Source organism: Pelagicoccus albus, assembly GCF_014230145.1.
GTDB classification, from domain to species: domain Bacteria; phylum Verrucomicrobiota; class Verrucomicrobiia; order Opitutales; family Opitutaceae; genus Pelagicoccus; species Pelagicoccus albus.
Genome location: NZ_JACHVC010000013.1, coordinates 471,875 through 494,574 on the forward strand (window position 1 = coordinate 471,875; position 22,700 = coordinate 494,574).

A 22,700-nucleotide genomic window follows, 5' to 3' on the forward strand; every position below is an offset into this window, starting at 1 on the left:
CTTTGGAAAAATCAAAGGCCCGACGCTAACACGTCGGGCCTTTTCGTATTTAAAATCCTAGCAGGTCAAGACACCGGCAGGCTTTATTGTCTCGATGACCTCGCTCGCAGTCAGTTTCCAAGTCGGAAGCATTTCTGTGTTTATTCCGTGCCTTAACTCCGTAACAAGATTCCGATTCTGAACCAGACGCTTCAGCTGGCCCGCCAAGTCGACCGAGTCATCTGGCTTAAAGAACGAGCAGCCCCCAAAACGCGCACTTTCTTTCACTGGAGGTAGTTTGGAGCTCAATACGGGCAAACCGCTCCAGAGCGACTCTAGAACCGGTAGGCCGCAGCCTTCTGCCCGTGATGCGAATAGTAACAAATCCATCTGAGGGATAAGAGCTTTTAGCCCATCGTCATCCAAATGACCGTGCAGCGTGATAGGGCGCCCAGATTTCGCCATACGCTTCATTCGACGCTCGATATCCCGCCCAAAATAGGGATTGGCACGCCCTACAACGTGTAGATCGAAGTCTAACCCTTCATCCCAAAGACGGCTACAGGCATCTAGAGCCAGGTCGTTGCCTTTCCTCTTTTCAATGATGCCCAGCATCAGCACATCGAAACTCTCACCCTCTTTGACCAAAGGTTTGAATGGCTCCGGGAAAAGGCCATCCGCGCCCAATTGAATTGATTTAACGGAAGGAGAATATTCGTAGCCCAACCATTCCCAATATTCCTCCAAAACGATCGAACTATGCTGCGAAACTCCAAACACGCCATCGAAGAGGCTGAGCATTTTCATGTAGCTGGGATGACGTTGCACGCTATGCGGCCATGTAAATTCAGGAAACCTGAGAGGGATAGCGTCATGAAAAATCGCATACGCCCGGCAGGAGGAAGATCGCAAAAAGGCTTCTATCCCCGGTCGTTCAGCCTCACTGAACAATTCCGCGGTAAGGAGCACATCTTCCGCCTCCACCGAAAAATCTCGTCCGATCGCTGGAGCTCGAAAAGTCTGCTTTCTGTCGCTCCAAATGACTTCCACCAATTCGTCTTCCAGAACTTTGGAAAGCTCTTCTTTTAGACACTTGGAAACTCGGAGCACTCCCGAATAGTGGGACTGTTTACTGGCTTTGGTGATATCGAATAAAAGACGACCGGACATTGTTTATCTGATTGGGTAAACGAAGGGGGGGGATCCGCTATAACATGTGGCAAACGCTGGAATCTCTCAAGTCCTCACCTGACATTTAAAGTATCTTTGGCCAAAAGAGGGGTGATCTTATACAATCCATCACTCTTTTCGAGCGGTTTTCTGGGTTGCTGCCTCAAGAAATTGGAGCAAAGCGCCGGTATTTTTCTCCGCCACAAACTCCCTTTCCACCCAAGCTCTGGCATTTCGAGCAAGCCTCTCTCGAAGGGAAAAGTCTCCCTGTAAATCCCTACACCGTTCTAGCCAGACTTGAGGTTCCCAAGGGGGACAAAGGAAACCAGTCTCTCCATCTTCGATCGCCTCCACTACCCCAGATACCGGCGATCCAAGAACTACGGCCCCGCTTGCCATCGCCTCTGGAACGACGTTCGGCAAGCCATCGCGATCCCCGCTCGCAGCCACAATTCCCGTGTGAACCAGCAGATCCGCCCATTGAAGTTGGTCTAGCGTTTCCTGCTCGCTCAAGAGCCCTGTTAAACTGACCTGCCCCTGCAAATCCGCGTTTGCTATCAATTGTCGGATCTCAGCCTCCATCGGACCGTCTCCCACGATCCGAGCTTCAAAAGAAACTCCCTTCTCCCGCAGTAGCCGGTAAATCTCGATTTGATAAGGAAAGCCCTTCTTCTCAACCAAGCGCGCCACACAGACTATTCTCAAGGTCGGACAAAGCTCTCGAGGCAGACGGGCCTGCGGCAAGGAATTCAAACCACGTCGAATACGCTTCACCTTATCGCTCGCGCAAAGCGTGCGTATTCGCCCTGCGGCTACGTCTGTCGAAACATGTACCAGACACGCTCTCTCGAGCTTCATAGGCAGAAGCCAATCCCCTCCGTACTCAAATATGTCATACGCATGGGCTCCCGTAGAAAAGGGAATATCTGTTAAAGCTTCCGCCATCATTCCGAATGCAGCTGGTGCGCTGGACCAAACGCAATGGACTACATCCGGCCGAAATTCTCGGATACGCCGTTCCATGACGATAGCTGCTCCCAATCCCAGTAGGTTTTCCGCCAGGTTTAGAAACGACGCGGGCCTCCTCACATTCATGGCCTGGACAATCTCCAATACTTCCCTACCGCGTCTGAAAACTGCCCACGGGAGTAGGTAAAACAACTTCAGCAGCCACCATTTGGAGAATAAGGTTACCGGATGGCCTTCGAACTCTGGCTTGCCGCCGTGCAAAGATATAATCTCAAAGCCTACCCCAGCCTTGATCATAGCTCGGGCTTCGCGTTGCAAAAAAGTTTCGGAGTAGACGGGAAAGCTCGTCGTTAGGTAAAGGATACGCATCGGTAGAAATTCGAACAGGCCGCCACGCTAGGCCTGACCGACTAGCCGACAACCTTTAAAGGAGGCACATCGCTTTCAGAGGCGGCTCTTTGGGCCAAGTCCACCAGCATGCGAATCGTATCTCTCGGATCGTCCTGAAATCTCATCTTGGAGAATCTACGCTTCAAATCGGTGAACTTTTCGGTCGAGCGACACCATTCTCCCAACAAGGAATCAAAATCTTCCGCTTTGCTGATCTTCACCGCAGCATTGTCCTGCATGAAGTACTTAACCGTGAGCTTTTCCTGCGGCATTACACCGCCAAATCCATTGAATACAATGGGGCATTCGAAATGCAGAGCCTCGGCGCAGGTCGTCGTACCTCCCCGAGTCACCACGAAATCCGCCGCCTGCATGTAGAGGTGAATCTCATTCGTATAGCCGGTGATGTTGCAGCTGAAATCAGGATTCTCCTCTTTCCATTTGGACGCTTCTAGGAAGACCTTCTGATTTCTCCCGCAAACCACCACCGCTTGGTACTTCTCTTTGTAGCGTTTGAGAACTTCCAGCAGGGCAATGTGATTGTTCGCTCCAGCTCCCCCGGTGGTCAGAAACACGATCCGCCGATCAGACCGCAATCCGAGACGCTCCGTCACGAAGCGATGCCGCTCGATCGGAGTAAACGCCTCCCTGTAAATACGAGGCATCAAAAACTGGCCGCGTACCGCGATCTTCTCTTCGGCAAGTCCAAGCTTTTTCACCGCGTAGTCCTTAGCCGTTTCCGTTCGGGAAATGTACAAGTCGACCGTTGGCTCCACCCAGTTTCGGCTGTATCCATATCCTCCTGAAAACTCGGAGCAATAGGTCGCGCAGCGAACGCTGTTTCCCAGGATTTCGCGGGCCTCTTGGAAGTATCCACGGTTGAGACAATCGTGAACACTGAATACAAGATGCGGCCGGTAACTCTTCAGCACTCCCGTGTAGTAACTATGGCCCAGTGACACGCCCTTCTTGTTCAAAAGGCTTAAGCCTTCCACCAGAAGGTAATAAGGATGGTGCAGCCAAGGAAAGTGACGCTGGATAAAGTTGTAGAAGTTTACCCCGAACTTGGCCACATGCGAAGAGTCTTCCAGCATACTCTCGACTCTCACGTCGACTTTCCAAGCGTAGAGCTCACGTACCCAACGTCGAAAAGCGGTTGCGCGAGCGTCATGCCCTCCCCCGGTGCTCGATGTCAGTACTAGTATCCTTAACCCTTCCACTTTCAGTAATTACTTATCCTATAATAGTAGCAGTTAAGCTTAGCTTTTAAGGATGACGACAAAAATCTAGCAAAAAGCGATCCAACTATAGCCTGAAAAAAGCTACCCGTCCTTATAATGCCAACTTGGTCGCGCGAGAGGGCCTTAAGCAAACGCTTCGCCACAATTTCTGGTTCCGGTCCCTCCTCTACATGCTGGCACATCGCTTCCCAGGCATCCTTTTGGCGCGGATCCTTAGGAGCTCCTTTCACGTGGTCATTGAAACGAGTCGCCACATCTCCCAGCCGGAGCTCCACCACTCGGGCGATGCGCGGATCCGTTTCCAGCCGGATCGACTCGCAAAAGGCAGCCAAACCCGCTTTGGCCGCATTGTATCCACTCATGTAAGGGATGGGATACTCTGTCGCCAACGAACCGATCTGCACCAAAACGCCTGGATTCGCAGGGGTCCAAGAACTTAAGACCAATTGCGATACCTTCATCGCTCCCAGCAACATAAGCTGAATCTGATCTTCCCAATTCTCGAAATCTTCATCTCGAAACGAGCCAAAGGCCCCCGAGCCAGCATTGCTGACCACGATATCGAATCCACTCTGGTCAAATCCAGCAGCTCTCCAGCTGCTCTCGACAGACGATGCAGTCGAACAGTCAAATGTGACGCCGCTGACCCCCTCAGGCCAATCGACCCGATCCGCGTTTCTCGAGGTACCCACAACCTCGACACCGGCGGCGGCCAAGGCTTTGGAGATGGCTCGGCCGACTCCGCGACTCGCCCCCGTAACCAAAGCCCTTTTGCCTGCTAACTCCATTTCCTAAAGTTCGAGCAACTCCCGGGCGTGCGACAAAGCCGACTTCGCTTGCCGGTCACCTAGCATACGAGCCAGTTCCTCCACGCGTTGATCCGAGTCCGTATCCATCCTGCGGATCTTTACTGCCGCGCGGTTGCCGCTTTGGTCCTTTTCCACCAGGAAGTGCTGACGACCAAGGGCAGCGACTTGAGGTAAGTGCGTGATACAGATGACCTGATGGTTGTCGCCAATCCCTTTCAGCTTTTGTCCGACGATACGTCCGATCTCTCCGCCCACATTCGCGTCAACTTCGTCGAATACAAGAACCGGCACACTATCCACATCCGCCAGAATAGTCTTCAAGGCCAACATCACGCGAGCCAGCTCGCCGCTCGAAGCCACATCAGAGAGCGACTTCGTTGGCTCACCCACATTGGGAGAGAACAAAAGATCGGGCAAACTATCTCCGTGCCCCTTCAGGCTCGTTTGATCCAGCATCTGAATACCGAAGCGCCCCTTCTTGAAGCCCAATTCCAAAAGCATTTTCTCCGCTTTCTTGGCAAGAGACTTCCCAGCGGTGAGTCGCTTTTGAGTCAAACGCCCCGCCACTCCCTTGAGCTCGCTCTCAAGCTTGTCGGCCTCAGCATGTAAACGCTCCAGGCTTCCTTGAATGTCTCCCTGAGAATCGAGGCGATCCGACATCTCCTGCCGGGCCTCCAGCACGTCTTCGACATCTCGGCCATACTTTCGACGCAAGTCTTGCCAATCATTCATCTTCTGCGTCACTTCGGCGGCAAATTCCGGTTCGAAGTCAAGTGAGGAGCCAAGCTGTTCGTACTCGCTGCCCAGCTCTTGGGTCTCGATGATCAAACCATTGAGCCGCTCCGCCAATTCGCTCAGAGTAGGATCGAGCTCCGCCGCCTGTTCAGCCGAACGGGAAAGCTGAGATAGGATGTTGAGCGCCCCTTCGTCCCCACTGAGCCCTTCGCTCAACTCGGCTGTCAACTCCAGCAGATCCTGAGCTCCGGATACCCGGTTGTAGTCTTGCTCCAGCTGCTCGACCATCTCCCGAGACAGCTCCAAATCGTCAATCCTGCGAAGCTGGCTTTGAATGAAGTCGATCTGGTCAGGCGCCAGCTGAGACGCTCCTTTGAGCTCGTCGATTTGGCCCAACACGGATTTCCACTCCCGATATCTTTCCCGGTAAGCAGCGGCCTCCTCTTCCAAGCCCCCGTATAGGTCGATCAAGTCGAGCTGGCATTCGCTTTTCAATAGCCTCTGGGGTTCTCCCGGGCCATGAAAGTCGATCCAAACTCCGCCAAGCTCCTGCAAATTCGAAAGTGTCGCCAGACTGCCATTGATCGAGATCCGGGAGGGTTTAGAAACGTGCAACGAGCGTTTCAAGACCAGCATCCCCTCCTCGCACTTGGGCAAATCCATTTCAGCCAAAAGGCTATCGACAAGGGCAGAATCCTCGAACCAGAGAGCCGCTTCGACCTCGCACTGTTCCGTGCCTGAGCGAATCACAGACTTGTCCGTCCTCGCCCCCGACAAGAGGCTTAGAGCACCCAGCAAAACACTTTTGCCCGCTCCCGTCTCACCGGTCACCACGGTGAATCCCGCCTCGAAATCGATCGATGCGGCTTCCAACAAAGCCAAATTAGAGATTTTCAAGAATTGCAGCATGGGCGGGAGTCTAGCGCGACACCTCGGAATTTGGCTGTCCTACCCCCGAAAATCACGCCTGAAATTTTGCTAAATTTGTTCTTGCCCACCCTTTCGATCAATCACACATTCCACCCCTTTTCAAATTCCGGCTCCGGAGAACATCTCAGGCAGCCAGAGAATGAGACGGGGGATTAGCTCAGTTGGTTAGAGCGCTACCTTGACATGGTAGAGGTCCCGAGTTCGAATCTCGGATCTCCCACCATTGAAACCGAAGGACAAAACGCCTTCGGTATTTTTGTGTCCCAATACAAGCAATCGCCGCCAGATCTGAGATGAGAACTCGCCGAGCGTCGGGCCTTCTCGTTTCACTCGTGAACGACGAAGCTCAACGGGAGGCCGCCAAGGACCTTCTATTGAGTGCCAAAAAGACGATCGCCTGCGTCGCCGAGACCGGGTAAAATATAGGCACTCTCGTTGAGACCGTCATCGAGGGCTGCCGCGTAGATTTCAACATCAGGATGGGCGTGCTGAAACGCTTCAACTCCCTCTGGAGCGGCAACCAAGCACATGAACTTGATATTCTTGGCTCCGTTTTTCTTCAACAAATCCGCCGACGCAATAGCCGATCCCCCAGTCGCGAGCATCGGGTCAACCATGATGAACATCCGCTCTTCCGGCGAGGACATGGGCTTAAAATAATAGGTCTGGGGCTCAAGCGTTTCGTGGTCCCGATACAAGCCGACATGACAAACCGCGCAACTCGGTATGAGCTTGAGCACCCCCTCAACCAATCCGAGACCTGCCCGTAGCAAAGGAACCAAGACAACTTTATCTACGTCGATCACATGACAAGTCGTGGTCTGCAGCGGCGTTTCTACCTGCACCGCCCGAACAGGCAGATTCTTGGTGATCTCGTATGCGAGCAAAGTGCTGACCTCATCCATTAGCTCCTTGAAAACCTTTTTGGGCGTAGTCTTGTCCCGGATGTAAGCCAGCTTGTGCTGTATCAACGGATGGTTGGAAATCGTGAGGGTCGGGAATCTTTTCATGATCGGTTTGAACGATATGCCGCGCAGTCTCGGCAGCCTGAGAAAAGCTGTGACGCTCCAGATATGCAAGCAAGCACACGGCCAACCGATTCCGGCTATTCGCTAGTTCGAGTCTGATTCTACAAGAATACGCCAACGTAGAAACAGGCTTCGACTTGGATTCTGAACCGTATCGAGCGCGACGTAAATCAACTCGCCAGGATATTCCGAGGATACGATTCCATTTTGGTAATCTCCACCCATAACGGACGCTTCCTCCACTGTTTGCCAATTCTCAAGATCCACGCTCGTTTGAAATTCTACGCTTGCTCCATTGGGCAACTCGAAGGAAAAGGCGATAATACCATCAACCATCACAGGGGAATCTAATCGTGCTGACACATCGGATACAGTCACGATTTCGGTAGCGATAGACTCAGTCACTTTGGCTACAACAGTGTCTTCATAATGGGAAAAACTCAGGGGTTTATCTAAAGTGAAGGGTTCGAGAGATACGATTTTTCGGATCTCTTGCAGGGTCGTTCCTGGAGCGATTATGACGACATCCCCCACTTCAAACCACGCTTCGAGGTGCCCCTCAAGTTCGTCAGCCCACTCCTTACTATAGTCAGTGACGGGAAGCTCAGTTAATCCCGCATCAGTCGCTTCCTCGAGCACTAAAGTTGGGGTTAATTTCAGTTGATCACCCTCTGATGACTCAAGATTCGCTTCACTGTTGCTTGAAAATGTGGATACACGGTCCGTTTCGCCGTTCACTTCGTTCTCGAAATCCCAAGGGAGCCAAGTTTTACCGTCGTATCGTTCGAGCGTACCGTCGTCCGCCTGACGGGCGAGTATGGCGTCTGGGTCGTCGCTATAAGTCCACTCTTGTCCGTTTATGGTCGTGTCGCTGGCGAAATCGGCGGACTTGGCAAACCACAGGAAGGGCAGCACCACCTTTTTCGGTGGCAGTCGTTCGAATAGCATGGCGAAGATATTCTCTCGTTCGATGGCGCTGAGGGCTTCCCACATGGATTTTGTACCACCGTCGAAGAAGATCAGATGATTACGAGCGTCTTTGGCGAAACGAGTGAGGTTTGGGCGGACTCGCACCGCTCGTATCGAATTTCCTGTTACTTCCAACAGAGCCTTTTGATTCGGGCCGGTAAGGTACTCGCCGATCTGGCTAGCCTTCCCTTCAAACACAGCTTGCCCCTTATTGACCCACGTCACAGTTTCCCCATGCTGTAGGCCGCAGCAGCGCTCGAGCAACTCGTAGAGTTTAGCCGCTGTGGCAGAATCTAGTGAGGTCCCGTCAAGCCAGGCAAAATGTATCCAATCGACGTCGCCAGTTATGTAGCGCAGCTCATTGGAAGCGTTGCCCATCTTCGGCACATGAATCAGGGCACCCGAAGTGGTTTCAATGGTCTCGTAGTCGAATTTCCGAGTCGCTCCAGGTGGATTGTTCGGATTGATCGGGAGCGAGTCATTGCTCTTATAGTCAAACTCGATGGGTATGCCGTTCTCCTTGTAATCCTTAAACTCTGGGAAACGCTTTTGGTATTCCTTTCGACGGGCATCCGCTCGGGAAAGGACGGCGGAGATAACGTCATCGCTATTACCAGCGGCTTGCAAACGTACCTTAATCAAGTCATCCGGCGGAGGCCATATCACCGCGGTGATCGCATCTAAGTCGAGATCGTCTCCATTCTTCCCTTTTACGGTAGGAACGTCGTTTCCAAGCATCAGACGATCAAGGTCACTGAACCCTTTCGGTTTCATCCCTTGGGGTTTCAGCACGGCCTCGTCGAGCACCTCGGAGAGCTCAATCGAACGGGGAGCTCGTTCCCGAGCGTAGCCCATCATACCGAGCTCTTTGAGAGCGGCTTGTACGTCGTCGAGATGCTTGCCTCCGATCCCCCAACCTTCCACAGCTAACTGACGCGTAACGGGACCAGCCGGCACGCTCCGCAGTATTTTTTGCTGAGTATTTGCCGCTCGGATGTTATCAGCCGCTTTGGCCAAGTTGGCCAGTTCCGCGCCGTCGACGTAGCGAGTAAACTTAGGGTCAGGCAGATAGGCTGTGATAACCTCCATCGCTACATTACCCGTTATGGTTCCGTAGAGTTCGGCAATTCTCTCAGGGTCGTCCGACGCGTAGGCCTCCGAAACACCATCAAAAAGCGGATACGTCACTTTTTTCGTGTATTCAACTGCGGCAGAGTAGCTTTCCTTATCAAAAGGGGCGGTCGCCAAAAACTGGGCACGCCTCCACGTCTCGTCGGAAACTTCGAGGATGAAGGCCTCTTTTTGAGCAGTCGACATACTCGTCCAACCCAAATGCGCCAATTCTGCTGATTCCCATACGAAACGCGATCCGTTGCCGAGGGCGTCTGACAAGAGCGAGGGGTCTGCGGATACAGTACCGGCGACACGCCCCAACCCGCCGATCGCATCAAACGAATCGTGAGTCCATTTGGCCATGCCGACCAGAGTCCCTTTTGTGAAGTTGCCCGCGAAGAGGGCTACGGATTCGAGACTGGTTAGCTCGGGTGGCAAGGGCTTTGAGAAATCCTGCACAATGCGAAGCGAGTACTCGTCGCTCAACCAACCCTTGATTTCCGTTTCCACTAAAAAATCTTTTGGATCAAGATCCGTTCGCTCTTTCGTCGCGTCGTCGATCAAATAGGCGTCCTCCGGAATAATCCAACGAACCGTCCCTGTCGGAGCTCCAAAAGGATCCGTCTGGACGAGGCCAGAGAGCACTACGGAGCTATCCGCATCCACTTCATGGTCGTGTACGAGAGGTGGTTCCAATTCATTTGCTTCTGAGCTAGTAAGCCTGCTGCCGAAAGCATTGAAACGTTTCTCGGCATCCAGTCCTTTAAAATGCAGAGTACTGTTAGTGGTAAGGTTCTCGACGGTGGCGATTATCTTGATCTCGCCGCCAGGACTTACGAAAAAGGTTTCGGGACCTTGATTGGTGATCGTCGAGGTCCGGACGAATTCCATTTCGACTTTTACCGGGTAAGGTTCGCCCACCGCTATCGGCGCCCCTGTCTTAGCGGCATTAAATTGCACAGCCGGCTTGTCCACGAAATATGCGGTAGCTACCGCGGCAAATTCGAAACGCCCATCTTCGTTCAGTTCCAGAGCGATCTCTTGCGTCTTCAGAGATCCCTTGGCGATTGCCCCTAGCTCGATTGGGAAGTCGCCCAAACTTTGGATACGCCCCAAAACGGAGGACTTGTCTCGGGCTCGCGGATCCAGCCCCTGAAGCACCGCGTTTACTGGAGCTTCAGCCAGATTCTCGACCGTTACTTCGATTCTGGGGCTGACGATATTACCCTTCGAATCAGTGGGCATCCCCTCCTCGTTCAACTCGTAATTCACCCTCGACTCTCCGTCCTCCAGCGGCAGGGCTCTCAGACTTAGGACAATCGATGGTACGATGACGTCCTCGCTGGCCACAAGGGCGTCCACTCCACTCTCGTAAACGGCTTCGACTTCTGAATTGAGTTCAGCGACCCCATAGCCCACCACTTCTATTTCGACCTCAAACGTTTTCGAGGGATCTTCTTCAGATAGGACAAACGTGCTCGATAGGTTGTTGGTATCGTCCTCAACGATTTTGAGTATCGCGCTATCCGGCGTATCCAGAATTTTGTTATCTAGAAACGATACCGTAGCGGACTCTTCTTTACTGGAGGTTACAACAATCGTGGCGGTAAAAAAATCACCTATCTTATAACTATCCTCGGGAATCGATATGGACAACGACTGATCATTCGGAGTCAATCGATATAAGACCGATTGGCAGCCTCCCAAGCAAGTGTAGTCCTTTATCAAGATTTGGCCGTTATCGTTCATCCATAGGCCACTCAATATCCCCCCTTCGATAGTCTCAAAGTCCTCGGGTATCAAATCGCGGATCGGAGTAAAAACCCCATCGCGTACGAGGGCATTGCTAGTCAATAGGTCACCCTTCTCGTTGAGAACAAAAACCCTACCGCGATCAGCGCCCGGCTCGATCTCAGCGAGAGGATCGAATTCTTCATACAGAGGCTCGGTCGCACCTGCTTCCCGAGCTTCAATTGGGGTGTAAACAAAACCATAACCCGCAATTTTCCCTGAACTGTCCATCGTCCAGGCTGAAGTCTGGGAGTTATTCCGGTAGTCGTTTGACTCATAGACAGGGCCGAATGCATGAAACGCACCGTCCCACCAAAATCGCTGCAAGGATGTATTGTTTCCTGGACCGATGTTTTCAATAGGGTAGGTGCCAAAAACCCTACCGTCCTTACTGATCCCGTTCACCCACACCCAAGTCTGGCCGTTGGTGGTAGGCAAATCCGTATTCGGTGCTCGTATACGGGTTTCGCTCCAAAACTGATCGTAGATCGAGAAGGTAAGCGTGTCATCGCCCGATTCGACATTATCGGCGGAGTTTGATACTAGCTTGTTGTCATCCGAAACCCCAGATGGAGCGTAAGCAGTACCCGTGGCACCCGTCCCCGTACGAATCAACTTTTCACTTACAGCCTGATTATCGATCCTGTCGTAATAGGTCGTATCCACATAATTGTACGGATCCTGAGGATAGGTTCGCGTCTTTCGTTTACCATAGATAATCCCATCATCCCGGATCATGGCTGATTCATACCAACCCGCAGGTGGCGTCGACAAAGCTGGGTACGCTTGCTCATCACCTGCCTCCCAAATGTAGACAGTGGCTGCTGATGGATCACCCGAGGTGAAAACGACCGTCCCATCGGCATTCATGCTCTGTGGCGAGACGACGATATACGGAAGGCTAGTCGTGTCCAGCCGCTCCACAGTGTAAGCTCCCTCCAAATTATCCCAAAAGCCCGATATGCTGAGGCCAAGAGAAGCCAGAAGGACCCAAATAGTTTGAAAACATAACCGGCGAAACGGGATCGACATACCTAAAAGGATCCAAGCAGTTTGTCACCATTCAACAAAATACCCCTTACGTACGCACTTTAGCGTACGACCCATGCGCCATACAAATCTCCCTTTGCTACGGGCCAGTCCCCAGCCGGATCTTACAACTATCGAACTGGAAATCCTGGATAAAAACCATCTGGAAATCCCTCTTTGTCAGCTAGCGGTCAGTGACCGTGAGACATTCGATACGTCCAAAGATCCCCGTCACGCAGCGGAACCTTACCAGATTGCAAGCTGCACTGGCTCGGCTCTGAGAAATTGCATCAGGCAATATCGGCATCGGGAAAAAGCCCGTTAATGACCTTGGCGCAGGTGATGCAAATCCGGTGAGAAACTCAATTGGAAGGAAAAGCATTATGGCACTGATAATCGAACCTGTATACACCGACGGAATAGCCCAACTCTCATACCTTGTCGGAGATGATTCAGAGGGATTCGCAGCCGTTATTGATCCCAGACCTGACTGCGATATCTACGTAAAGAAGGCTCAGGAAATGGGCCTAGAAATAAAAGCGATCTACGAAACTCATATACACGCTGACTTCATGAGCGGCTCCCTCGCGTTGCAGAAAAAACTGGGTGGCGAAGTCCCAGTCCGCGTGAGCGGAGAAGGAAATCCTGAATACAAATTCCGCCACGAAAAAATTGTGGATGGCCACGAGGCGAAGTTGGGAAACCTCAGAATTGTCGCCCGTCACACTCCAGGACATACGCCGGAACACCTGAGCTACTTTGCTTACGAAGGCTCTAAGGACACCCCATTCGCCCTATTCTCTGGCGATACCCTATTCGTTGATTCAGTAGGCCGTCCCGATTTGCTAGGCGAGGAAGAAACTCAGGACCTAGCCGAAAACCTGTATCACAGTATCCACCGAATTTACGCGAACATTCCCGACGGCGTGATGCTCTACCCAGGTCATGGGGCGGGTTCCGCCTGCGGTCCTAAAATAGGTGACCGAATGTTCAGCACGATTGGCTACGAGAAAGGCAACAACCCGTACTTTAAGTTGACCGAAAAGGAAGATTTCATTGAGGAGGTCTTGGGAGCGGCGCCTGAAGAGCCAAATCATTACCGACCTCTCAAAAAGCTTAACGCCAGTGACGCCAAAGAGAGATACGAGCAAAAGTCAGTCCGCGCCCTAAACCCCGCGGAGGTCGAGAGGGTAGCCTGCGACGGTGCCAAAATACTGGATACTCGATCCGCTCTCTCATTCGCTAGCGGACACATACCAGGCTCCCTCAACATCGAGGCCAAAGGGGAATTGTCAGTCTGGTCTGGTTGGCTACTGGAATTCGACACGCCATTGATCCTTGTTTTGGAAAAGGACTCAGATTTGGAGAAGGTACGGGCCCTGCTTTTGAGAACAGGACACTACAACGTAGTTGGATACCTTTCCGGCGGTATTATGGAATGGATCATGGAGGGCAAAGCAGTTAGCACCTACGACCCTTACACCGCTCCTGAGCTAAAAGATTACCTAGGCTTGGTCCAAGTGTTGGACGTTCGTTCTGAATCAGAACGTAAAAATGGATACATCCCAAGTTCGAAGCACATTTTTCTACCAGACCTCGAAGAGCAGGCACTCAACATTCTAGATCCTAACGAGCCAGTAGTTACCTACTGCGCCAGCGGATTCCGAGCAAGTATCGCAGCCAGCATATTGAAGAAAATCGGGTTCGAAAACGTGGGAAGCTTACCAGGCAGTTGGGTGGCGTGGAAGCAATCTGAGCTGCCTGTTGAAAAGGATGAGAAGCGAGAGCTACAGCCAGCATGAAGAACCGCATCGTCTCGCTAACTCTCCTCCTACTCGTGCCAGCGGGTGCACTGAGCGGTAGAGGCTCTGAACTAGCCATGGAGTACGGAGAGCCTTCCTGGTCTCCGATCCTGGTTGGATTCCTAATTGGTATTTTAGTTTGCCTGAGTATGCTTGTCGCGAAAAAGCCAATTGGAGCATCTTCATCGTACGCGACACTTGCAGGAATGGTCGGAAAATCGATCGCTCCCAAAACCACGAGCGGATTGCCGTACTACCGTGAGAATCCTCCAAAATTCAACTACGGAGTCGTATTCATACTAGCCGTAGTAATCGGCAGCCTCGTTGCTGCCTCAAGCGGCGGAACCTTGGAATGGCAAGCCATCCCTCCCTACTGGCAGGACATATTTGGCGAGGATTCAGCGGGACAAAGATTCCTGTGGGCATTCTTAGGAGGGATATTCTTAGCGGTGGGGGCTCGAACTGCCGGAGGCTGCACCAGTGGTCACGGAATAAGCGGAGCTCTACAACTCAGCGCAGCCTCTTGGGTTTCACTCATCAGCTTTTTCGCAGGAGGAGTCATGACCGCCAAACTAATCTACCCTTCATTCTAATGAATCTCGCAAAGCTAACAAAAGCAGCAATCATCGGTTTTGTATTTGGTTTTCTTTTACAAAAAGGTGGCGTTGCAAACTTCCACATACTGATTGGAGCACTACAGCTACAGGACTTTACCGTCATGAAAATAATGCTCACCGCGGTAATAACAGGAATCGTTGGCGTAAGTTTTCTTCGTAGCAGGGGCCTTGTGCAGCTTTCAGTAAAGAAACTGAATTTACCGAAAAACATCGGAGGAGGCCTGCTGTTTGGCGTGGGCCTCGCTCTAGCCGGCTACTGCCCTGGGACAGGAGCCGCCGCAATTGGTCAACTAAACGGAGATGCCTTTTCCCTGATCGCTGGAATGTTGGCCGGATCCTACCTCTTCGCATTATTGTCAAAACGGTTCGTAGGAAAGTTGAGTAAAGACAACGCGAAGGCCGTTCGACTCGTGCCTCAGTCGGGAGCCAAGCAGCACCTCTCGGTTTTTGGGTTCGCAGTAGCACTGACTGCGGTGGTTTTGTTGCTACCAAGCTGAACGTTCGACAGGGTTAATGACGACCCGAGAGCTTTCCGCCACTCGAGTTATTAAACGTTTCCCTTGAAACAAAAAGCGAAGCGGTCAAGTCCCTGCGTGAACCGTTCACGCAATCAACATTGGCTAACTCATACGAACGCTCTGCTTCCCACATGCACATTTCGAATCTCATCCGAACAACCTTCCTCACAATCGTTTTAGCTTCCACTTCGCTGACCCAAGGTTTCTCGAGCGACACTGGCCTCGTTGAGGATCCGACTTGGCGAGACCAACCTCTCTCCATTAGGGCCCAGCGAATTGAGATTCCATCAAAGATCACGGGGCGGACCTACCAGATCTTTGTCTTTGTGCCCTCCTCTCCTCCCCCACCCGAGGGATACCCCGTGCTATACATGCTTGATGGAAACGCCTCCTACCCGCTCGCGGCCAGTCAGCTAGAAATCGCTCTACACACGCCGCGACCGGGAGGGCTCAAACAAGCGCTGATGGTCGGTATCGGCTATCAAGGTGATGTGGTTTTCGATATGGCAGCTCGAACCGAGGACTACACCCCTCCAGCAAAGGACTTGTCGAATACCGGAGATCCATCGGGCCGAAAACAAGGCGGAGCGGACCGCTTTCTAGACTTCATCGAAAACGAACTGAAACCCCGCATCGAGAATGACTTCGCCATCAACAAGGAGCGACAAACGCTCTTCGGGCATTCCTACGGAGGATTATTCACTCTGCACACTCTGTTCACGCGGCCCGACGCTTTCCAAACCTACATAGCCGCGAGCCCTTCAGTGTGGTGGAATCGCCAATACGTTCTGAAAGAGAAGGACCTTTGGCTTGAAAATCACAGTTCAGATGAACCGTTCCCGAAACTCGCCCTCGGGATCGGCACCCTAGAGTTTCCGGAGAACCGAATCGCGAGCAGTTCTGAAAGAGCAAAGATACTCGCCGAGCGGGCCAAAGGGGTAAGCCTGAAGGAGCTCTCCGAAGAATTACGGTCGTTGGGCATGCCGGTGGACTACTACGAATTCGCCGAAAACGACCACGGGACCGCACGCGTTTCCATGATCACCCACGCACTTCGCATCGCTTTCCAGTGATTGGGCTTCCGCTGAGCCTAATTTCTCTAAAAAGGAGCGACCCAGCGGGCTAGATTGAAACTTGGGCTGAGCGTCCCTCGCCCTTGCCAGAACCCCTCGCAGACTGTAATTTGGCAAAAAGGGTTTCCAAATCCCGTGTTTTCCTATTCTGGAGAGGGAGAGGCAGAGTTTCTGCTGGAAATATCAATATTAGGACATCAAATTTCGCAGCGCACATGAGCTTGTATTCCGACTACACAAAAGAAATTGAAGAGAGAAAAGCCCAAGGCTTGAGCCCCAAGCCAATCGACGACGGCGAATTGCTGTCCGAAATCATCGGGCAGATAAAAACGGAGGGACATCCGGATAGAGATGACTCCCTTAAGTTCCTTATCTACAACACCCTACCAGGCACCACAAGTGCGGCGGGAGAAAAGGCTAAGTTCCTCAAAGAAATCATTCTCGGCGAATCAGTGGTAGAGGAAATCTCCCCGACCTTCGCGTTCGAGCTGCTTTCTCACATGAAAGGCGGACCTTCCGTAGAGGTCCTACTCGACCTAGCCCTCGGTGAGGACGCCGCGATTGCTCAAGAGGCAGCAGCCGTGCTGAAAACCCAAGTTTTCCTTTACGAAGCGGATACCGACCGCCTCAAAGCGGCCTTTGCCGAAGGAAACCCAGTCGCGAGCGACATACTCGAAAGTTACGCAAAAGCTGAATTTTTCACAAAGCTTCCGGACGTAGCTGAGAAGATCGACGTGGTGACCTACATCGCTGCGGAAGGCGATATCTCCACCGACCTGCTCTCTCCCGGCAACCAAGCCCACTCTCGCTCCGACCGCGAGTTGCACGGCAAGTGCATGATCTCCGAGGCTGCCCAAAAGGAGATCCAAGAACTCCAAGCCGCCCATCCGGGCAAGAGCGTGATGCTCATCGCCGAAAAAGGCACCATGGGCGTAGGTTCCTCCCGTATGTCTGGGGTGAACAACGTCGCTCTCTGGACCGGCAAGCAAGCGAGCCCCTACGTTCCGTTCGTAAACATCGCCCCTATCGTGGCGGGAACGAACGGGATTTCCCCCATCTTCCTCACCACAGTTGGCGTAACGGGTGGTATCGGCATCGACCTGAAAAACTGGGTCAAGGAATTCGACGCTGACGGCAAGCCTGTCCTAGACGACAAGGGCGACCCAATCCTCAAGCAAACCTACTCCGTTGAAACCGGCACCGTCCTCACCATCAACACAAAGGAGAAGAAGCTGTACAACGGGGACAAAGAGCTAGTCGACATCTCCTCCGCGCTGACTCCACAAAAGGTCGAGTTCATCAAGGCTGGCGGATCCTACGCCATCGTATTTGGAAAGAAGCTGCAGAGCTTCGCCGCCTCCACTCTTGGAGTCGAAGCGACTCCAGTCTTCGCGCCTTCCAAGGAGGTTTCGAATCCAGGCCAAGGGCTCACCGCAGTCGAAAAGATCTTCAATAAAAACGCCGTCGGCACCACCAAGGGCACCGTCCTGCACGCTGGTTCCGACGTTCGCGTCAAGGTCAACATCGTGGGATCGCAGGACACCACTGGCCTCATGACTTCCCAAGAACTGGAAGCCATGGCAGCAACCGTCATCTCTCCTACTGTTGACGGAGCATACCAGTCTGGCTGTCACACCGCCTCCGTTTGGGATAAAAAGGCTCAGGCTAATATCCCGCGTTTGATGAAGTTCATGAACTCTTTCGGGCTTATCACGGCACGTGACCCGAAGGGCGTTTACCACTCCATGACGGACGTTATCCACAAGGTTCTGAATGACCTCACCGTGGACGATTGGGCCATCATCATCGGTGGAGACTCGCACACCCGCATGTCGAAGGGTGTCGCCTTCGGAGCCGACTCGGGAACAGTCGCTTTGGCACTCGCCACAGGCGAAGCAACGATGCCGATACCGGAATCCGTCAAGGTCACCTTCAAGGGGGACCTCAAGGATCACATGGACTTCCGCGACGTCGTTCACGCCACACAGGCCCAAATGCTCAAGAAATTCGGCGACAACGTTTTCCAAGGCCGCGTGATCGAGGTACACATCGGCACCCTACCCGCCGACCAAGCGTTCACCTTCACGGACTGGACCGCGGAAATGAAGGCAAAGGCTTCGATTTGTATCTCAGAAAACGAGACTTTGATCGAGTCCCTCGAAATTGCTAAAAACCGTATCCAAATCATGATCGAAAAGGGCATGGATAACGACGCCCAAGTCCTCCAAGGATTGATCGACAAGGCAAACCAGAGAATCGCTGAAATCCGTTCCGGCGAGAAGCCTGCCCTCACACCTGATGAGAGCGCCAAGTACTTCGCCGAGTTCGTGGTCGACCTCGATATTATCGACGAACCGATGATCGCTGACCCGGACGTCAACAATGAAGACGTATCCAAGCGTTACACTCACGATACCATCCGCGAAGTATCCTACTACGGAGGAGACAAGAAGGTGGACCTCGGTTTCGTCGGTTCCTGCATGGTACATAAGGGCGACCTTAAGATCGTAGCTCAAATGCTCAAAAACTTGGAGAAGGAGAGCGGCAAGGTAGAATTCCATGCTCCTCTCGTTGTGGCAGCGCCTACTTACAATATCATCGACGAGCTCAAGGAAGAAGGTGACTGGAACATCCTTCAGAAATATTCCGGCTTCGAATTCAACGACGATGCCCCCAAGGGCTCCGCTCGTACCGAATACGAAAACATGATGTACCTGGAGCGTCCGGGCTGTAACCTCTGTATGGGCAACCAAGAGAAAGCGGCAAGGGGCGATACCGTAATGGCTACCTCCACCCGCCTCTTCCAAGGCCGCGTAGTTGAAGACTCCGATCGCAAGAAAGGTGAATCCCTATTGGCTTCCACTCCAGTCGTAGTGCTTTCCGCAATACTTGGAAGAATCCCGAATATGGAAGAATACAAAACCGCGGTAGAAGGAATCAACCTGACGAAGTTCGCTCCACCGCGTGAGCGACTGGTTGGCTAGTACGAAACCACTTTAATTCCACAAAGGGTCCGAGAGAATTCTCGGACCCTTTTTTTGAATCGAAAAGACAAGTGCCCCCAGAGATTTCTCATTAGGGAACAAGCCTCTCGAGAGGCCTTACATCTAACCAAATGGCTAGCGGCCATTACAATCATCCGTCCTCGGGTCACCGAAATCCGTCTCGGAGTAGCTCTAGGGAAGCACCCCTGCTAGAGTGGCCCCACAATTTATTTTTCGGAAACACAAGTCGTTAGAGGGCGGTCCGCGAAAGCGGGCCGCCACTTTTTTAACTCAAAGCTCTAGAGCAAAGAATTGGGCATTTAGAGAAATTCGCACTAAAAACGCTTCACATGAAATTATGCCTCATAGCGTTCCTCTTTTTTCCGCTAGTCTTGAGCTCCGCTTCCGAGAAAAGATCGGTCTGGAGCACCGATTACCAGAAAGCCCGAGACCTAGCTTTCGAGAGCTCCAAACCGATGCTGTTATTCTTCACCGGTTCCGATTGGTGCATTTGGTGCCAGAAACTAGAAAGAGAACTGTTTTCCCAAGAAGAATTCGCGAGTCGTATCGAAGAAATCGCGACACCGGTCAAAGTCGATTTTCCGCAACGTCGCAAACTCCCTCCGCGTAAAGGTCGACGCAACGATTTGCTAAAAGCCCAATTTGAAGTGACCGCCTTTCCTACCGTCATCTACTACGATCCTTCCGACGACACGATACTTTGGCGGCATTCCTACTTCGCCACGAATTCAAAGCAATATCTAGCGGAGCTCTCCGCCCGACTCTCCTCAAAGCCCCAAGCACCCGCCGAATAAATAAGCTCCCGGGTCAATAGCGCCCCCGACTGCTAGCTTCCTATTACCCCCTTGGATAAAGCGAGCCCACCCACCTGCTTCGTTGACTACCAGCGAACGCTCCCTATTGCAATCTGTGTGCATCTATGAATCACGCCGTAGCTAAAACCATCTTCCTCTCCCTCCTCCTTTCGTTCCCCGCGATTTCCTTGCTTCTCGCCGAGGCCGCTCCCCTCAAGGTTGTCGTCTCAATTTTGCCACAACAAGCAATCGTCGAAGGCGTTGGCGGCGATAACGTCGAAGTCATCACCATGGTCCCTCCGGGCATCCACCCGAACACATTCGAGCCATCTCCCTCGAAAATGGCATCTATCGCGAATGCCGACCTCTACGTAGCGATCGACCTGCCTCACGAACGAAACTGGATTCCGCAAATATTGGAAATACAGCCAGATCTCCCCCTTCTTCACACCCGAGATTTCGTGCAAACTCGCACCATTAGCGGTCATGTTCACCACGATCACGATTCGCATGACGATCACGCAGACGAGGAAATGGTCGACCCGCATATCTGGTTGGCCGCGCCCCAGCTTCGAGACACTGCCCTCGCCATACGAGACAAGCTCATTTCCATGGATCCCGGCCGTGCCGCTGACTACCGAACAAATGCCGACGCTTGGTTAAAGAAGCTTGAGGCCGTCCACGCAGCCGCCACCGCCAAACTAGATCCCTTTCGCGGCCGGGCCTTCCTCGTTTTCCATCCGGCCTGGGGCTACATTAGCGACAGCTACGGACTTCGCCAGATAGCCATCGAGCAAGAAGGCATGCCTCCCGGGCCTCGTATGATCGCCAAAGCCATCGACACCGCTCGCGCCGAAGGGCTTCTAACAATTTTCGTGCAAAAACACTTTAGCCAGAAAGAAGCCCGAACCATCGCTATCGAGATTGGCGGATCAGTCACCCAGATCGACCCTTTCCACGAAGATCCCATCGAAAACCTCCAATCCATCACAGACGCTCTGGCATCCTCCTTTAAATGACTTCGCCCCTACCGCTGAGCATCGATAACTTGAGCTTTAATCGAGGCGGACAATCGGTCCTCGAAAAGGTGTCGCTGCGGATCGAGGGTCCCGGACTCTACGGTTTGATTGGTCCGAACGGCGGAGGCAAGTCTACCCTCCTGAACCTAATTCTTGGCTTGTTGAATCCCACTAGCGGCCAGATACGAGTTTTCGATAAGCCTCCTGCCAAAGCAGCCTCAAAAATCGGCTTCGTCCCACAAGCCGCCAAGTTCGATCGGGAATTCCCAGTGACACTGAAGGGATTGGTGGAAACCGGCTTGCTTGGACCTAAACTGTGGTCGCGGAACTCCGCCAAGTCCAAGCAGTCTCGCGTAAACGAGGCCCTGAAGGCGGCCAAAGTAGAACCCTTGGCCAAACGGGCTTTATCCGCCCTATCCGGGGGCGAATTGCAACGCGGGCTCATCGCCCGAGCTCTAGCGACCAACCCGGAGATGCTCCTGTTCGACGAACCTACCGCCAGCGTCGATCACTCTCACGCGGCTTCCCTTTTTGAATTGATGTGCAAGCTTGGACAACATCGGCCCATCATCGTAGTTTCCCATGACCTAGCTCAGATAGCCGCTCACTGCGACCAGGTCTTCTGCATGGAACATAAACTTTGGGAAGCCCCCGAAAAGCCGACCGCCGCTAGCCTTGCCAACCAGATATTTGGCGGCGAGGTCCACTGTCACCGGAAGGAGGAGTGCACGCAATGTCACTCTTAACCTACGCCTTCATGCGCTGGGCACTAGGCGCTGGCGTCGTATCCGCGTTGGCTTGCGGCTTGATCGGTCCTTTCGTACGAGTCCGTCGCCTCGCCTTTCTCGCCGGAGCGGTTGCCCACTCGGCCTTGGGCGGACTGGGAGTCGCCTACTACTATGGCTTTGCTCCAGAGGCGGGCGCCTTACCCGCTGCTGTGGTTTCCGCTTTCCTGATCGGCTGGTTGGACAAACGCGGCAGAAGTAGCGGCCACGGCCATGAAGACGCCTTGATCGGAGCGATTTGGGCGGTCGGTATGGCGGTTGGCATCCTATTCATATCGCGTACGCCTGGCTACAACGTTCAGCTGATGAGCTACCTGTTTGGCTCGATCCTCACCGCAGGCCCAGATCGCCTCATGTTTATGACCGGCGGTCTGATCGTGGTCGCTCTGCCTTTGATCATATTCTGGCGCCCTTTGGTTGCTGCCAGCCTCGATCCCGAGTTCGCCCGACTGCGAGGTTTGCCAGTCGATGGGCTCAATTATCTGCTACTCACTTTGATCGCGATCGCAGTGGTGCTGCTCATTCAAGTGGTAGGCCTCATCCTCGTCTTGGCTTTGCTAACGCTGCCCTCGGCCTCGGCCGCCCACTGGGCCCGCGGTATGGTCGCCATGGTGGGGCTAGCGTCCCTTATCGCCTTGGCTTCGATATTCGTGGGACTGGAAGCCGCGGTCTCTTTGGATTGGCCTGCCGGCCCCGTAATCGTGCTCGCTGCAGCCAGCCTCTTTAGCCTCTCCTCCATCCTTCGGCACATAGTTCCGGCTAAGCTGGTGAAGACGGGGAAAACCGATTCCGCTAAATCGAGGCATCAAGCGTAGATAACGTATCGATACTCTGGTTACAGTTTCTTCAAACTTGGGACGGGTACGTTCTTTGGAACGGTAGCTCATGGCACAGGACGCGCCAAGGAGATAGCAGCGGTCTTCGTTCCCGCTTT

16 protein-coding genes and 1 tRNA gene are annotated in these 22,700 nt (G+C 53.0%); 10 read left to right on the forward strand and 7 right to left on the reverse strand.

Going from position 1 to position 22,700, the window contains the following annotated elements:
* Positions 1 to 57: 57 nt before the first annotated feature.
* The 5 genes from H5P27_RS17295 to recN all read right to left on the reverse strand — a co-directional run bounded on the left by H5P27_RS17295 (position 58) and on the right by recN (position 6,202).
* A complete protein-coding gene (locus H5P27_RS17295; protein ID WP_185661678.1) occupies positions 58 to 1,149 on the reverse strand; it encodes a glycosyltransferase in 1,092 nt (363 codons plus the stop codon).
* 129 nt (positions 1,150 to 1,278) lie between these two features.
* The gene (locus tag H5P27_RS17300) at positions 1,279 to 2,487 is read right to left on the reverse strand and encodes a glycosyltransferase (protein WP_185661679.1); all 1,209 of its coding nucleotides are present in this window, start codon (positions 2,485 to 2,487) and stop codon (positions 1,279 to 1,281) included.
* A gap of 41 nt (positions 2,488 to 2,528) precedes the next feature.
* Positions 2,529 to 3,617, reverse strand: a complete 1,089-nt coding sequence (locus H5P27_RS20140; RefSeq protein WP_221774774.1) for a glycosyltransferase — start codon at positions 3,615 to 3,617, stop codon at positions 2,529 to 2,531.
* A 113-nt stretch (positions 3,618 to 3,730) separates the two neighbouring features.
* Entirely contained in the window at positions 3,731 to 4,537 is an 807-nt protein-coding gene (locus tag H5P27_RS17310; protein WP_185661680.1) for an SDR family NAD(P)-dependent oxidoreductase, read from the reverse strand.
* Between the two features lie 3 nt (positions 4,538 to 4,540).
* Positions 4,541 to 6,202 (reverse strand): DNA repair protein RecN, encoded by a 1,662-nt coding sequence (gene recN / locus H5P27_RS17315; protein WP_185661681.1) that lies wholly within the window; start codon positions 6,200 to 6,202, stop codon positions 4,541 to 4,543.
* A 167-nt stretch (positions 6,203 to 6,369) separates the two neighbouring features.
* Between recN and H5P27_RS17320 the strand changes: the two genes are divergently transcribed.
* A tRNA-Val gene (locus H5P27_RS17320) sits at positions 6,370 to 6,446 on the forward strand.
* Positions 6,447 to 6,594: 148 nt separating this feature from the next.
* On the opposite strand, the gene upp is transcribed toward H5P27_RS17320, so the two are convergent.
* Both upp and H5P27_RS17330 read right to left on the reverse strand, forming a co-directional pair.
* Positions 6,595 to 7,233 carry a uracil phosphoribosyltransferase gene (upp, locus tag H5P27_RS17325; RefSeq protein WP_185661682.1) on the reverse strand — a complete coding sequence of 213 codons (639 nt, stop codon included), beginning with the start codon at positions 7,231 to 7,233 and terminating at the stop codon, positions 6,595 to 6,597.
* A 102-nt stretch (positions 7,234 to 7,335) separates the two neighbouring features.
* A complete protein-coding gene (locus H5P27_RS17330) occupies positions 7,336 to 12,156 on the reverse strand; it encodes a hypothetical protein (RefSeq protein WP_185661683.1) in 4,821 nt (1,606 codons plus the stop codon).
* A 380-nt stretch (positions 12,157 to 12,536) separates the two neighbouring features.
* Here H5P27_RS17330 and H5P27_RS17335 point away from each other — a divergent pair, with 380 nt between their 5' ends.
* The 9 genes from H5P27_RS17335 to H5P27_RS17375 all read left to right on the forward strand — a co-directional run bounded on the left by H5P27_RS17335 (position 12,537) and on the right by H5P27_RS17375 (position 22,581).
* On the forward strand, positions 12,537 to 13,955 hold the full coding sequence (locus tag H5P27_RS17335) for an MBL fold metallo-hydrolase (RefSeq protein WP_185661684.1): 1,419 nt from the start codon (positions 12,537 to 12,539) through the stop codon (positions 13,953 to 13,955).
* Positions 13,952 to 14,548: a YeeE/YedE thiosulfate transporter family protein gene (locus H5P27_RS17340; protein ID WP_185661685.1), complete on the forward strand. Its 597-nt coding sequence runs from the start codon at positions 13,952 to 13,954 to the stop codon at positions 14,546 to 14,548. Before H5P27_RS17335 ends, H5P27_RS17340 begins: the two co-directional genes overlap by 4 nt.
* Positions 14,548 to 15,069 carry a DUF6691 family protein gene (locus H5P27_RS17345; RefSeq protein ID WP_185661686.1) on the forward strand — a complete coding sequence of 174 codons (522 nt, stop codon included), beginning with the start codon at positions 14,548 to 14,550 and terminating at the stop codon, positions 15,067 to 15,069. The genes H5P27_RS17340 and H5P27_RS17345 overlap by 1 nt, the downstream gene beginning before the upstream one ends.
* 152 nt (positions 15,070 to 15,221) lie before the next feature.
* Positions 15,222 to 16,163, forward strand: coding sequence for an alpha/beta hydrolase (locus tag H5P27_RS17350; protein WP_221774775.1), 942 nt, complete (start codon positions 15,222 to 15,224; stop codon positions 16,161 to 16,163).
* A gap of 215 nt (positions 16,164 to 16,378) precedes the next feature.
* Positions 16,379 to 19,147, forward strand: a complete 2,769-nt coding sequence (locus tag H5P27_RS17355) for a bifunctional aconitate hydratase 2/2-methylisocitrate dehydratase (protein ID WP_185661688.1) — start codon at positions 16,379 to 16,381, stop codon at positions 19,145 to 19,147.
* 350 nt (positions 19,148 to 19,497) lie between these two features.
* Positions 19,498 to 19,962 (forward strand): thioredoxin family protein, encoded by a 465-nt coding sequence (locus tag H5P27_RS17360; RefSeq protein WP_185661689.1) that lies wholly within the window; start codon positions 19,498 to 19,500, stop codon positions 19,960 to 19,962.
* Positions 19,963 to 20,087: 125 nt separating this feature from the next.
* Positions 20,088 to 20,981, forward strand: a complete 894-nt coding sequence (locus tag H5P27_RS17365; RefSeq protein ID WP_185661690.1) for a metal ABC transporter solute-binding protein, Zn/Mn family — start codon at positions 20,088 to 20,090, stop codon at positions 20,979 to 20,981.
* Positions 20,978 to 21,727 carry a metal ABC transporter ATP-binding protein gene (locus H5P27_RS17370; RefSeq protein ID WP_185661691.1) on the forward strand — a complete coding sequence of 250 codons (750 nt, stop codon included), beginning with the start codon at positions 20,978 to 20,980 and terminating at the stop codon, positions 21,725 to 21,727. Before H5P27_RS17365 ends, H5P27_RS17370 begins: the two co-directional genes overlap by 4 nt.
* Positions 21,715 to 22,581: a metal ABC transporter permease gene (locus tag H5P27_RS17375; RefSeq protein WP_185661692.1), complete on the forward strand. Its 867-nt coding sequence runs from the start codon at positions 21,715 to 21,717 to the stop codon at positions 22,579 to 22,581. Before H5P27_RS17370 ends, H5P27_RS17375 begins: the two co-directional genes overlap by 13 nt.
* Positions 22,582 to 22,700: the final 119 nt, after the last annotated feature.